Origin of the sequence: Terriglobus saanensis SP1PR4 (genome assembly GCF_000179915.2) — a bacterium.
Classification (GTDB): domain Bacteria; phylum Acidobacteriota; class Terriglobia; order Terriglobales; family Acidobacteriaceae; genus Terriglobus; species Terriglobus saanensis.
Genome location: NC_014963.1, coordinates 2,875,364 through 2,888,123 on the forward strand (window position 1 = coordinate 2,875,364; position 12,760 = coordinate 2,888,123).

Annotated in this window: 10 protein-coding genes; 2 read left to right on the forward strand and 8 right to left on the reverse strand. The window is 56.3% G+C overall.

The genetic code is table 11. The annotated features are described in order from the left end of the window. Window positions 1-45: 45 nt before the first annotated feature. Both ACIPR4_RS11740 and ACIPR4_RS11745 read left to right on the forward strand, forming a co-directional pair. Entirely contained in the window at window positions 46-726 is a 681-nt protein-coding gene (locus tag ACIPR4_RS11740; RefSeq protein ID WP_013568878.1) for a dihydrofolate reductase family protein, read from the forward strand. Between the two features lie 143 nt (window positions 727-869). Beyond that, window positions 870-1,793 carry an AraC family transcriptional regulator gene (locus tag ACIPR4_RS11745; RefSeq protein ID WP_013568879.1) on the forward strand — a complete coding sequence of 308 codons (924 nt, stop codon included), beginning with the start codon at window positions 870-872 and terminating at the stop codon, window positions 1,791-1,793. Window positions 1,794-1,859: 66 nt separating this feature from the next. Here ACIPR4_RS11745 and ACIPR4_RS11750 read toward each other — a convergent pair whose 3' ends face one another. From ACIPR4_RS11750 to ACIPR4_RS11785, 8 genes are all read right to left on the reverse strand, one after another. After that, window positions 1,860-3,314: an efflux transporter outer membrane subunit gene (locus tag ACIPR4_RS11750; protein ID WP_013568880.1), complete on the reverse strand. Its 1,455-nt coding sequence runs from the start codon at window positions 3,312-3,314 to the stop codon at window positions 1,860-1,862. Between the two features lie 16 nt (window positions 3,315-3,330). Next, window positions 3,331-4,590 (reverse strand): efflux RND transporter periplasmic adaptor subunit, encoded by a 1,260-nt coding sequence (locus tag ACIPR4_RS11755; protein ID WP_013568881.1) that lies wholly within the window; start codon window positions 4,588-4,590, stop codon window positions 3,331-3,333. Then, window positions 4,587-7,754, reverse strand: coding sequence for an efflux RND transporter permease subunit (locus ACIPR4_RS11760; protein WP_013568882.1), 3,168 nt, complete (start codon window positions 7,752-7,754; stop codon window positions 4,587-4,589). Before ACIPR4_RS11760 ends, ACIPR4_RS11755 begins: the two co-directional genes overlap by 4 nt. Window positions 7,755-8,052: 298 nt before the next feature. Next, window positions 8,053-9,045 carry an aldo/keto reductase gene (locus ACIPR4_RS11765; RefSeq protein WP_013568883.1) on the reverse strand — a complete coding sequence of 331 codons (993 nt, stop codon included), beginning with the start codon at window positions 9,043-9,045 and terminating at the stop codon, window positions 8,053-8,055. A gap of 212 nt (window positions 9,046-9,257) precedes the next feature. After that, window positions 9,258-9,758, reverse strand: a complete 501-nt coding sequence (locus ACIPR4_RS11770; protein WP_041586696.1) for a (R)-mandelonitrile lyase — start codon at window positions 9,756-9,758, stop codon at window positions 9,258-9,260. A 35-nt stretch (window positions 9,759-9,793) separates the two neighbouring features. After that, window positions 9,794-10,993 carry an NAD(P)-dependent alcohol dehydrogenase gene (locus ACIPR4_RS11775; RefSeq protein ID WP_013568885.1) on the reverse strand — a complete coding sequence of 400 codons (1,200 nt, stop codon included), beginning with the start codon at window positions 10,991-10,993 and terminating at the stop codon, window positions 9,794-9,796. A gap of 29 nt (window positions 10,994-11,022) precedes the next feature. Next, window positions 11,023-11,907, reverse strand: coding sequence for a carboxymuconolactone decarboxylase family protein (locus tag ACIPR4_RS11780; RefSeq protein WP_013568886.1), 885 nt, complete (start codon window positions 11,905-11,907; stop codon window positions 11,023-11,025). A 13-nt stretch (window positions 11,908-11,920) separates the two neighbouring features. Beyond that, window positions 11,921-12,688 carry a glucose 1-dehydrogenase gene (locus ACIPR4_RS11785; protein WP_013568887.1) on the reverse strand — a complete coding sequence of 256 codons (768 nt, stop codon included), beginning with the start codon at window positions 12,686-12,688 and terminating at the stop codon, window positions 11,921-11,923. Window positions 12,689-12,760 lie beyond the last annotated feature (72 nt).

Consider the following 12,760-nt stretch of genomic DNA (forward strand, 5'->3'; position numbering starts at 1 on the left):
TAGAAGGCGGCAACGCCTGCAATTTTTGGGTCCAGACTGGAAAACATGAGACCACGCATCATCTGCCACATGATCGCAACGATTGACGGGAAGATCGACGGAGCCTCATTAAAGGCGATTACAAAGGGTACCGAATACGAAGAGACCGGGTCCCGGCTCGGCGGAGACGCGTGGGTTTGCGGCAGAGTTACCATGCAACAACACTTCGCCGAAGAAGGGACTTTCGCGTCGAAGGATGGCTTTCCGGCAGGGCCGCAGCCCGTCCATGTAGCTCGTCGGGCGGACAGCTACGCGATAGCGATTGACACACAAGGGTCTTTGCTTTGGGATAGCGGGGATCTTGATGGCGAGCACCTGATCTCCGTCGTCTCGGAGCAAGCTCAAACGGAATATCTCGCTTATCTGCGTGATCGGCAGATCTCGTACATCGTGGCCGGACAGTCTGCTGTCGATTTGGAGAAAGCTGTCGATGCTCTTGCGGACAACTTCGAGATCAAGACACTTCTGCTGGAGGGCGGCGGTCACATCAATGGGGCTTTCCTCGAAGCGAAACTCTTGGACGAAGTAAGCCTTCTGCTCGCACCGGGGATCGACGGGCGGCACGACGTGCCGTCCGTATTCGACGGTCTGAAGGGATCGGAAGGTCACCTCGCAACCTCCTTGAAGCTCAATTCCGTAGAAAAGCTTGGCGACGGAGTGCTTTGGCTCAGATACGACGTGTCCTAAGACAATCGATACCTATTCGTATCAGGATCAATTGTCGCCATGGGAACCATCCTCTTCATTTGCCCCAAAAGAGGCAGAGACAGAGAATCTTGAACACATAGGAAGCGAGGCGTTAGGCTGAACGCGAAAACGAGGACACGACCATGAGAGATGACGTAGATGCTTTACGAAGTGAATTGGCAGATCGAATAGCGTCTCACGCTCGGGTGAAGGGAGACCACGAAACGCCGGTTCCCGGGCTGCTCCTTACGCGACTCACTGACGAGACAGCGTGCTATCGTGCCACATGCCAGCCAAGTCTTACCCTTTTTAGCCAAGGCCAAAAGAGAATCGAACTCGGCGGCGTTGAATATTTGTGCGACCGGTCCTCGTTCTTCTTGTCCTCCATCTATGTGCCGATTCAGAGTCAAGTAACGGAGGCATCGGATGCTAAACCCCTCCTGACAATGAAGATATTTCTCGACATGGAGAGCGTTCGCGAGATGCTCAACAGTGGAGACTTCCTCCCGTTGAAGCCCGCAAAACACAATCGTGGATTGGCTGTCGGAGAATCCACTGCCGGTTTGCTGTCTGCCTGCATCCGACTCATTGATTTGCTTGATTCTCCGCAAGACATCCCTTATCTCCATCCGCTGATCCAGCGCGAGATTGTGTATCGCATTCTGCGAACGCCACAGGCCCAGAGCCTCCGAGCCGTGGTCACCAACGGAGATCTAAGCAACAGAACAGCCCACGTGATGGCCTGGCTGCGAGCCAACTACGCGAAACCACTCAGGATGGAAGAGTTGGCGGAAATCGCTCGAATGGGAGTGTCTACGCTTCATCATCAGTTTCGCGCGCTCACCTCCATGAGCCCCCTGCAATACCAGAAGCAACTCAGGCTGCAGACGGCTAGGGAAAGAATGATGATGGATGGCATGGATGCAAACACAGCGGCTTACGAAGTTGGTTATGAGAGTGTCAGCCAATTCAGCCGTGAGTACAGTCGCCATTTCGGCCTTCCCCCGATCCGCGATGTAAAGACGATGCGAAGCCGCAATCCTGCAGACCTCGCTACTCAGGGCTGACCCCGGGCGTTGTGAATACACGTCGCCCTGACACACGAAGTAGTTGCCGCATTCGGCCTCACTTTCCTATTGCCAGCCCCCGCCAAGTGCAGCGTAAAGTTGAACGAGTGAGTTTGCTTCCTGCTGCTGGGACTGTGCAAGAAGCAGTTGCGCGGAATACAAGTCGGTGTCTGTCGTGAGAACTTCGAGATAGCTGGTATTCCCACCGGCATACCGAAGCCGAGCAAGCCGCACGGCATCTGCAGCGGATTTTACCTGTTCAAACTGTTCCTGCCGACGCTCGCGGGTCTCCCGATAAGACACAAGAGAATTCGAAACATCCTGTAAAGCATTCAGGATCGACTTGCGGTATGTGAAGAGCATTTCCTGTTGCTGGGCCTGGGATAGATGATAGTTATTCCGAATACGTCCGGCATCAAAGATGGGTTCGCTGATGGAACCTGCCGCATACCAGTAGGCGTTTGACCCATTGAGGATGGCATTCAGTTGGTTGCTGCCGAATCCGCCCATGCCGGTCAGCGAGACCTGCGGGAAGTACTGCGCGCGGGCCACACCGATGCGGGCGTTGGCAGCTGCTAGTCGCGCCTCTGCCTGTTGAATATCAGGTCGCCTCACTAGAAGCTGCGAAGGGACACCCACCGGAATCTCCAGCGGATGCGGTTGTTGGTCAATCGGCAACCCACGGCCGATCGGGCCGGGATTGTGCCCGAGGAGAGTACTGAGGGCGTTCTCCTCGACGGCGATCTGACGCCGCAGTTCAGGGAGATTGGCCTGTGCCGCATGCAGGAGTTCCTCGGCCTGGCGAACATCTGCAAGTGACCCGGCCCCATGCTGGTTGAGCGCTTGAGTCAGCTTGAGAGAGTCTGTCCGCGCCTTGATGGTGTTCTGCGTGATTTCTAATTCGGCATCGAGGCTGCGCAGTTGAAAGTACGCATCGGCAACACTCTGCACCAGAGTCGTTCTGGTGGCACGCTGGCCCCATTCACTTGCAAGAAGGTCGGCCCGCGCGGCTTCGCTCTGCCGACGATACATACCCCAGAAGTCGAGGTTCCACGCCGTCGATGCGCTGGGGCCGCCACCTCGGTAGAGAGAAGTGGCAGGTGTCCCGTCGCTGTTATTGCCAGCGAGTGACTGGGGAATCTGCAACGCGCTGTAGCCTACACTACCGCTGACCGACGGAAACTGCTGCGGGCGAGTCATGCCCAGTTGAGCCTGCGCTTCGAGGACGCGCTGCGCGGCGATGTGCAGATCGAGATTGTCGGTGAGCGCCTGCTGGATGAGCTTCTGCAGAATGGGGTCCTGAAAGATCGTCGCCCATTGGTGGTCTCCCAGGGAGGCAGGGTCATTGGACGCAGCAGCAATATCGGGGGCCTGTGCTTGGCGGTAATTCGCCGGCATATCGACGACCGGCCTCTTGTAGTTCGGACCGACTTTGCAACCGGCGATCCCAATTGCCGTAACTAGAAACAGCGCGGTGCCTGGTTTGCGGGCGGTCCACTTTATTCTTCGTGTTCGAGACATTCCGAGCCTTTCTTCCTTATTGCGCCTGGACTTGTACGTTCTGGCCGTCACTCAGAAGGTCGCTGGGATTGGACACAAGGACATCCGAGGCACTGATACCGCTCAGAACTTCAACCTTCGTGCCCATATCGCGGCCAATCACCACAGGCTGCATGTGAACCTTCCGATCGCTCTCAACCGTCACGACGTGCATTCCTGCCTGATCGATCACGAGAGAGCTCGTGGGGATGATCAAAGAACGACGTTGCCCGGAGAGCGCGAACTTCACCTGCGCGTACATCCCCGGCAGAAGTGACCCGTCCTTGTTGTCTACCTGAACCTCGGTGAGCATCGTACGGGCCGCGCTATTGAGAGCGCTGGCATTGCGGGCAACCGTGCCGAGGTACTCGCGGCCGAGCCGTTCCTGTATGGTCACAACCGTCTTGTCCCCGTCCTTAATGTTGACTACCTCCGACTGGGGCACATCCACCTGAATCCGAAGCGTGTTGCCCTGTGCGATGGAAAAGAGTGGCCTTCCTGCGCCGGAATTGCCGGTCGTGACGAGGTCCCCGCGTTCGACATTGCGGGCGGTGATGACTCCATCGAAGGGCGCAACCACTCGCTCAAAGCTCTGCATCTGTTGAAGCCGCCCAACATTGGCCCGGTTCGCGGTCACGTTCGCCTGCGCTGCAGTGATGTTCGCCTCCGCCGCTGCCGTGTCAGCCATGCGCGCATCGTAAGCCTGAACAGCTTCATCGACGATTTGCTGGGAGATAGCGTGCTCCTGGCCCAACGGGATGTCGCGATCTCTCGTAAGGCGAGCAAGTTCCGCGTTCGCTTTCGCCTGTTGCAAGGCCGCATTGGCTTGCTTCAGAGATGCTTCCGACTGAGCCAGCATAGCCCGTGCCTGGAGCAGCTGTTGGTCCACTTCGGGTGACGCGATGATGGCGAGCACCTCGCCAGCCTTTACCTTGGTGCCGATGTCGACGTTGCGACGGTCGATATAGCCTTCCGTGCGGGCATAGATCGAAGCGGAGTAGAGCGCCTCTACGTTCCCCGGCAACGTGAGCTCGGAAGTGGGACTCCCCGCCACAGGACGGATAACCGAGACGATCGGGTGCGTTGCCGGAGCTTCCAACGTTGCCGCGAGGGCTTCTCGATAGCTCGCAATCTTGGGAAGTATTCCTATCGCTAGGAGAACAAGAACGACAACACACCCGACGATGGCAAAACGACCACGTTTCTGCGTTCGATTGCGTGTTTCTTCTAAACCATGCTGTTGCTGCGTGTCGATCATGCGACCTCCTGCTTCGAAGTATTTCCGTGGATAAGGGTGAACATCAGAGGAACGAAGAAAAGCGTTGCAAAAGTTGCCATGCCAAGACCGCCGATGACGGCACGGGCAAGTGGTGCGTTCTGCTCGCCACCTTCCCCGATGCCGAGCGCCATCGGAAGCATGCCAATGATCATCGCGAATGCCGTCATAATGATGGGCCGCAGTCGCGTGTAACCAGCTGTTACGGCTGCGCGAAACGGTGTTTCTCCCTGGTCACGCAGCTGATTGGCGAAGGTCACGAGCAGGATCGAGTTCGCGGTTGCGACCCCAATCGACATGATCGCGCCCATCAACGATGGAACACTGAATGTTGTCTGGGTGAGGAACAACGCCCAGACGATGCCGCAGAATGCCCCTGGAAGTGCGCAGATGATGATGAAGGGATCGATCCAGCTCTGGTAATTCACCACCATCAGGAGATAAACGAGCAGAGCGGCAAATGCTAACCCCAGCCCAAGCCTGCCAAATGCTTCGTTCATACTCTCCACCTGCCCGCGAACAGCGATGACTGTTCCAGCGGGAAGATGCGCACTCTCCTCTTTCACGATGCGGTTGATATTGGCTGCCACCGAACCCAGATCGCGATCCTCAACATTGGCGAAGACATCGAACACCGGAGCGGTGTTGTGATGGTTAATGTTGACCGGCATAACCGCAGGAGTGAGAGTGGACATGTTACTGAGAAGCTCGGTGCGATCTGCCACCGTGTGAATCGGAATCGGGGTGTTCTCAAGAGCATTGATCGAATTGATTTGATACTGCGGTGTCTGCGCTGCCACCGTATAGGTGATGCCCATCTTGGGATCGAGCCAGAAGTTCGGCTGCACGGCAGAGCTGGAACTGAGCGAGATGTAGATGCTGTTGGCTACATCCTGGGCTGTTAGTCCAAACTGTCCGGCACGGACGCGGTCGATAGCGAGGTGGAGATCCGGTCCGTTTACCACCTGATGAATATGGACGTCGACCGCGCCCGGCACACCGGATAGCTTCTCCCGTAGTCGGCGGGCGACTTGGTAGTTTGCCGGATCGTAGCCCTGAACCTGAATATCGACCGGCGCAGGTAGTCCAAAGTCAAGGATTTGAGTGACCATGTCCGCGGGCTGAAAGAAGAAGGTAGCGTCCGGAAACTTCTTTGGCAGCTGGGAACGGAGACGCTTGATATAACTCTCCGTGGGGTGGTGTTTCTCGTTGAGCGCGATCAGAATTTCACCATCGGCGCTGCCGATACTCGATCCATCTCCAAAGGCGTAGTTGAAAGAATCCGGCGCGATTCCGATGTTATCCATCACCAACTCGACTTCATTGCCGGGGATGGTCTTGCGAATCTCCTCCTCGACCCTACTGATATAGACCTTGCTTGATTCGATCCGGGTCCCCGGTCGCACGCGGACGTGCAATTTGATTTGGCCGGCATCGACCTTGGGAAAGAAATCGCGTCCCACAAATGGGAGAAGGACAAATGCGGAAAGCATCACGCCAACCGAGGCAAGGAGCGCTTGCCTACGATGCTGGAGAAAAGCCTCCAGCGCCGCAGTATAACGGTCCTGGAACAGGCCATATAGATGGTTGAATTTCTCGTTGATCCTCCGAAAAAGGCTGGGCGCTTTCTGGTTCGGTTCCTCATGGACGTTGTGCCCCTCAAACTCGTGTTCGGCGCCCAGCAGATAATGGACGAGTACAGGAACCAATGTGCGGGAAAGGAGATACGATGCCATCATCGCGAACACCACAGCGAGCGCCATCGGCGTAAACAGGTATTTAGCGGGGCCTGTAAGAAAAACGACCGAGACGAACACGATGCAGATCGTGAGTGTCGAGACGAAGGTCGGCGTTGCGATTTCCGATGCACCGATCAGCACCGCTTCGCGCAGGGGTTGCCCCTCCATGTGGCGGTGGATGTTTTCTATGGTGACCGTGGCATCGTCAACGAGAATGCCGATGGCAAGTGCGAGACCGCCAAGGGTCATGGTGTTCATCGTCTCGCCAAGCGCGCTGAGCACAATGATCGAACTGAGAATGGATAGAGGGATCGAAATGGCAATAATCACGGTGCTTCGCCAACTCCCAAGGAACAGGAGAATCATGAGCGCCGTGAGAGAGGCCGCGATCGCGCCCTCGCGCAGAACGCCAAAGATGGAGGCTTTGACAAAAATAGACTGATCAAACAGCGCCCTGATTTGAAGGCCCTTGGGGGCGATCGCCCTCGATGCAGGAAGGACATCGTCCTTGATCTTCTTCACGATATCAAGGGTGGAAACCGCACCTACTTTCATAATGGTGAGCAGAACAGCGGGCTTTCCGTTCGCTCGCGCGACGTTCTGTTGAACGGACCACCCATCGCGAACGTTGGCGACATCTCGCATGTAGACCATCGAACCGTTGACCTGGCGCACTGGCACATCATTGAGCGTCAAAGCGTCCAACGGACTCGAATTCGTGCTGACCGTGTACTCCGTCTCACCAACCTTGGCCGTGCCCGATGGTATCGTCAGATTCTGGGCATTGATCGCGTTGGTCACATCGACTGGCGTCAATCCCTTGGCCTGTAGAGCATTCTGGTCCAGATCAACCATGATCTGTCGGGCCACACCGCCGTACGGCGCAGGCAACAGGGTTCCGGGAACCTTTGAAATCTGCTGGCGGACACGGAACAAGCCGAAGTCGTACAGTTCGGATTCGGACAAGGAATCACTGGACAGCGATAGCTGAATGATGGGCACGCTGTCCGCGCTGAACCGGAGAATCCACGGCGGGTTCACGCTCGGGGGCATGCGGAACCGAATGGAGTTGACAGCTGCTCCAATCTGAGAGATCGCCGCATCGATACGAACCTGTGGCTGAAACGACACCTTGATGACAGAAGCGCCAATGGTGGTCTGTGAATCCACGGCCTTAATATCATTCACGTTTGCGAGAACAAACTCACTGAAGGTAGTGATCCGCTGCTCCATCTCCTTGGGCGGTAGACCGGAATAGGTCCAGATGATAGTCACCTGGGGAATATCTATATTGGGGAAGATGTCTGTCGGAGTGTGCACAAGCGCGGAGATGCCAAGGACGACAATCAGGATGGATGTGACGATGAATGTGTATGGGCGATCGAGAGCTAGGCGTACAATCCACATGCGGTATCTCCAGCGATGAAATCTGAGGCGGCTATTTCGATTTCTGCCGAAATAGTGTGATTGAAATTCTGTTGCGATACATCTTTCAAACATGAAAAAACAGCAATGCGGAAGTTGCCGAGATTGGCAAGGCATTAGGAGACCAGAACCGTCTATCGGTCTACATACAAATCTCCGGGCACAAAGAGCTGTTTTGCGGAGAGATTCTTGCGAAGCACGAGATCAGTTCTAGATCCATCTCTCAATCCTTCTTCTATGGTGTAGGGGCAGGCGCGTGCCATAAGTACGCGTCGTGCCGTTATCTGTCGACAAGCTGCTGGTAAACAAGCGCGTATCGGTCACCCTGGAGCTTCACTTTCGAGGAAGCCTCGTCCAGCTCCTGCACTTCGTCGGGGGAGAGCGCCACATTGACAGCGCCAAGGTTCTCTTCTAATCGTTCAAGCCTTGTTGTTCCGGGAATCGGAACGATCCAAAGCTTCTTGGCAAGAAGCCAGGCGAGCGCGATCTGAGCGGGAGGCACCTGCTTTCGCGATGCGAAGGAGGTGACCACCTCCACGAGGGCGTAGTTGGCCTTCATATTCTCGGGGCTAAACTTCGGAAGAGTGCCGCGAAAGTCTGTCTTATCGAACTTTGTTTCAGCAGACAGTTTGCCTGTAAGGAAGCCCTTGCCTAGCGGACTGAATGGGACGAAGCCGATGCCAAGCTGCTCCAGCGTAGGTAGGATGGTCTCTTCAGGCTCGCGGAAGAAAAGAGAGTATTCACTTTGAAGTGCGGTCACTGGCTGTACAGCATGGGCGCGCCGTATGGTCTTGGCCGAAGCCTCGGACAATCCAAAGTTCTTGACCTTTCCCTCCCGGATCAGATCTTTAACGGTTCCGGCAACGTCCTCGATGGGCACGTTCGGATCGACGCGATGTTGATAGAAGAGATCGATGCAGTCAATCTTGAGTCGCTTTAGAGAGTTTTCGGCAACCTCTCGGATGTGCCCCGGTCGGCTATTCACCGAGGTCCACTTGCCGTCCTTTGGATTGACGGCAAAACCGAACTTCGTTGCGATCACCACATCCTCACGGAAAGGTCCGAGCGCCTCGCCAACCAGCTCTTCGTTAAGAAAAGGACCGTAGACCTCGGCGGTATCGAAGAACGTCACGCCGTGCTCCACGGCGGCGTGGATGAGCTGGATCATCTCAGCCTTATCCTTCGGAGGACCATAGGCATGGCTCATGCCCATGCAGCCCAAGCCTATCTCCGAAACCTCGAGACCGCTGAATCCAAGTTTGCGTTTGTTCACCGTCGCTCTCCTTCCGCCGCATGGACGGCTGAGTTAAGCCTAACGAGACGGAGTGTCAGCACGCTTACCTGATCCTGCCGATTATTTGCCTGATGCAGTCTGGTCTCTCACTTTGCGGCAAGCAAGCCTTAAGCTGTGTGGGAGGGCTCTGAATCCTGTCTTTTGTCCACTTGCCCATGCTCGAATCCTTTCCATCTTGCCGAGGAGCACGGCTACTTGCCACCGTTGTATTGCTGATCGGTCACCGGCTCAAGCCAGTCGACAGCGTCTCCGTCCAAGTTGTCTTGGATGGCAATGTGAGACATCGAGGAATCCGGCGCTGCCCCGTGCCAGTGCTTCACGTGGGCCGGAATGATTACAACGTCTCCCACGTGGACTACTTGTATCGGCCCACCTTCCATCTGCACCCGGCCAGTGCCAGCCGTGATGATAAGCACCTGCCCAAGCGGATGAGTGTGCCACGCGCTTCGGGCACCCGGCGCGAAGGTGACAATTCCACCGGAAACTCGGGATGGTGCGCTGACGGGAAAAAGTTGTTCGACCTTTGCATTGCCAGTAAAGAACTTGGGCGAACCCGCGACGACAGGCCGAACACCGGCATGGCTGATTGAAAGTCCTGGCGCGACATTTGGAGCGGCAGTGGCGGTGGTGGTTTGCGCCTGTGCTCCTGAAAGCAGGAGAAGCGAAAGTAACGCAAGAGGGAGAGTCCGCATAGAGTCCTTAACCTTGAGGAGTAAAGCGAAGGCCACTAAGCCTTCGCTCCCATATCGATCACAAAGCGATACCGAACATCCTTGTTCACCACCCTGTCGAACGCCTTATTGATTTCCGAGGGCTCGATCATCTCGATATCTGCTGTGATGTTGCGTGCGGTGCAAAAGTCGATCACTTCCTGAGTTTCCGCAATGCCGCCAATGATCGACCCGGCGATGGATCTCCTCCCCAAAGCAAGCTTTAGGCCATTGATGTTCTCTAGCGGAGCCATGGCGCCTACATTCACCAACGTGCCGTCTAGCTTGAGCAGCTCCGTGAATGGTTCCATGTGGTAAGCTTCCGGAACCGTCGAAATGAGGAGATCGAATTGGCTGGCGAGTTGCTTCATCGCATTCGCGTCAGTCGAGAGGACCGCTTCGGACGCCCCAAGGCGTTTCGCATCGGCGAGCTTACCGGGCGAGGTAGTGAACACCGTAACGTGCGCGTTGTGTGCCGCCGCAAGCTTGACCGCTACGTGACCGAGGCCACCTAACCCGATGATGCCGACTCTCTGTCCCCGACCCAGTTTCCAATACTGCATGGGCGAGAACGTCGTAACTCCAGCGCACAGCAACGGAGCCGTCGCCGCTAAATTGACACCTGGCGGAATGCGAATCACGAAATGCTCCGTGACCACGATCTTGTCCGAATATCCACCTTGGGTGAAGCCTGCCTTGGAGGTTGGGTCGGGCGTGTCGTAAGTGAAGGTCGCCCCCTTCTGGCAATACTGCTCCAGATCCTCCTCGCAGTGTTCACAGGTACGGCAGGAGTTGACCATGCAGCCCACGCCACCAATATCGCCAACCTTGAACTTCGTCACCTGCGACCCAATCGCCCGCACGCGACCGATGATTTCGTGACCCGGTACGCATGGGTAATTGGCAGGACCCCACTCACCTCGAACCGTATGGATATCCGAATGGCAGACACCACAGTACTGGATGTCTAGGAGCACATCGTTTGAGCCAAGGGGTCGACGTTCGATCTGAACCGCCTTGAGTGGTTCGGTCGAACTGCTAGCGCCGTATGCCTTTGCCTCATAAGGACCGGCGCCCGCGCGAGCTTCTGCCACGGCTGCGGTGTTCGATGTCAGAAAAGAGGCAGCTACTACCCCAGCTCCTGCTTTCAATACGCTTCTGCGATCCTGTCCCATTTCGTCCTCCAAGCCTGCTTGCTTCTCATTCGTCTTAGGCATAAGTCTTCGTCCCTCTGAGTCGGCAGCACCTACTTCTGCCGCTTCTCGAACACGTCCTTGACCACAGGCAACGCCGAGAAGGCGCAGGGCCAACCTGCGTAGAAAGCAATCTGGGTCAAAACCTCAGAAGCCTGTTCCTGAGTGAGGCCGTTATCCATTGCGCGGCCCAGGTGATACGTGATCTGTGCTGTTTGCCCATTCGCGATCAACGCGCTTACCGTCACGAGACTGCGGTCACGCGGTGCGAGAGCGGGACGTAGCCAAAGATCGCGGAACAGAAGATCAGTTGTTTTCTGCACCAATCCCGGCGAGACTGCGCCGAAGTTGTTGCTCACCTGCGCGGCTCTCTGCTTCTCGGCCTCTTCGTTTAACTGCAGCAGCTTGTCCTTCGCGGGCGGAAGTTGGTCCACCCCGATACCGCGCCGGTGGAAGATGTCCTTTGCGATTGCGACAGCTGACATCGCATTCGCCCATCCCGCGTAGAAGGCCAGATGCGTGATGATTTCCGATAGCTCACCTGGCTTGACTCCGTTGTCGAGGGCAAGCGCAAAGTGGTACGGCATCTCGATCAATTGAATGCGAGCTATCAGTGCGGCGACGGTGACCACGCTTCGGTCGCGCGGCGTGAGTTCTGGCCGCTTCCAGACGCCATCTAATAGCGGACCCGCAGTGTATTGCGCCAGAGCCGGCGAAACTGCCCATACGTCGTCAGCGTTCAGCGTCCCCGCAACTGCCCCGTGTTTTTTGTTCTCAGACATTTTTACTTCCTTGGCCCCGAGGGGCTCGGTATGCCACAGTGCAATGATGCTCACCGCGATACCAGACTTGATCAGGGAGCGCCGATCAATATTGATTGGCGCTCCGTTGACGGGTTCGGCCCGAGTTACCGCTTCGTGAAAAGTGAACTGCCCCATCAACTTTTCCTCTTTAGCGCATCACATAGCCGCCATCGACGGAGATCGACTGGCCGGTAACATAGCTGGCAGCATCGCTGCAAAGCCACAGAACGGCATCCGCGATCTCTTCGGGGCGTCCCATGCGCTTCATGGGCACAAACGTCTCGAGCATCTTGTTCAGCTCCTCGCCTTGGCCTTCCGCGATCATCTTGTCCGACATGGGCGTCTGGATCATGCCTGGGCAGACGTCATTCACGCGGATACCGCGCGTCGCATATTCAAGGGCAGCGCTCTTGGTGAATCCGATCACACCGTGCTTGGCGGCGTGGTACGTTCCGCGCTGATTGCCTCCGATCAGGCCTCCGAGCGAAGAGCAATTCACGATTGCACCGCTGCCTTGTGTACGCATTTGTTGCAGCTCGAACTTCATGCAGCTCCATACGCCGCGGAGGTTAATGCCCATCACACGGTCGTAGTCGTCTCGGGGCGAATCGGCGGTCTCGGCGAGGACATTCTGTATACCTGCGTTGTTGTAAGCAACGTCCAAACGACCAAACGTCGCGACGGTATGCTTCACCATGGCTTCAACTTCTTCATCGTTGGAGACGTCGCAACGAACGGCCAATGTCTTAAATCCCTGGTCAGCCAGTTCCTTCGTGGCAACCTGCACTTCTTTCTCGTTCCAATCCGCCAAGGTGACTGCAGCTCCGGCTCGCGCGAATGCTTTCGCTGTTGCAAGTCCTAGCCCTGACGCCGCGCCCGTGACGAGTGCTACCTTACCTTCAAATGAAATGTTCATAATGATCCCTCTCGATTGTGATCGTGCAAAGTTCCGACAACGTGCGCCGCACTCTCGGTCACTTTCAACATT

Coding starts and splice junctions, on each gene's coding strand:
- ACIPR4_RS11740 (WP_013568878.1), top strand. CDS start 46: ATGAGACCACGCATCATCTGCCACATGATCGCAACGATTGACGGGAAG.
- ACIPR4_RS11745 (WP_013568879.1), top strand. CDS start 870: ATGAGAGATGACGTAGATGCTTTACGAAGTGAATTGGCAGATCGAATA.
- ACIPR4_RS11750 (WP_013568880.1), bottom strand. CDS start 3,314: ATGTCTCGAACACGAAGAATAAAGTGGACCGCCCGCAAACCAGGCACC.
- ACIPR4_RS11755 (WP_013568881.1), bottom strand. CDS start 4,590: ATGATCGACACGCAGCAACAGCATGGTTTAGAAGAAACACGCAATCGA.
- ACIPR4_RS11760 (WP_013568882.1), bottom strand. CDS start 7,754: ATGTGGATTGTACGCCTAGCTCTCGATCGCCCATACACATTCATCGTC.
- ACIPR4_RS11770 (WP_041586696.1), bottom strand. CDS start 9,758: ATGCGGACTCTCCCTCTTGCGTTACTTTCGCTTCTCCTGCTTTCAGGA.
- ACIPR4_RS11775 (WP_013568885.1), bottom strand. CDS start 10,993: ATGCCTAAGACGAATGAGAAGCAAGCAGGCTTGGAGGACGAAATGGGA.
- ACIPR4_RS11780 (WP_013568886.1), bottom strand. CDS start 11,907: ATGGGGCAGTTCACTTTTCACGAAGCGGTAACTCGGGCCGAACCCGTC.
- ACIPR4_RS11785 (WP_013568887.1), bottom strand. CDS start 12,688: ATGAACATTTCATTTGAAGGTAAGGTAGCACTCGTCACGGGCGCGGCG.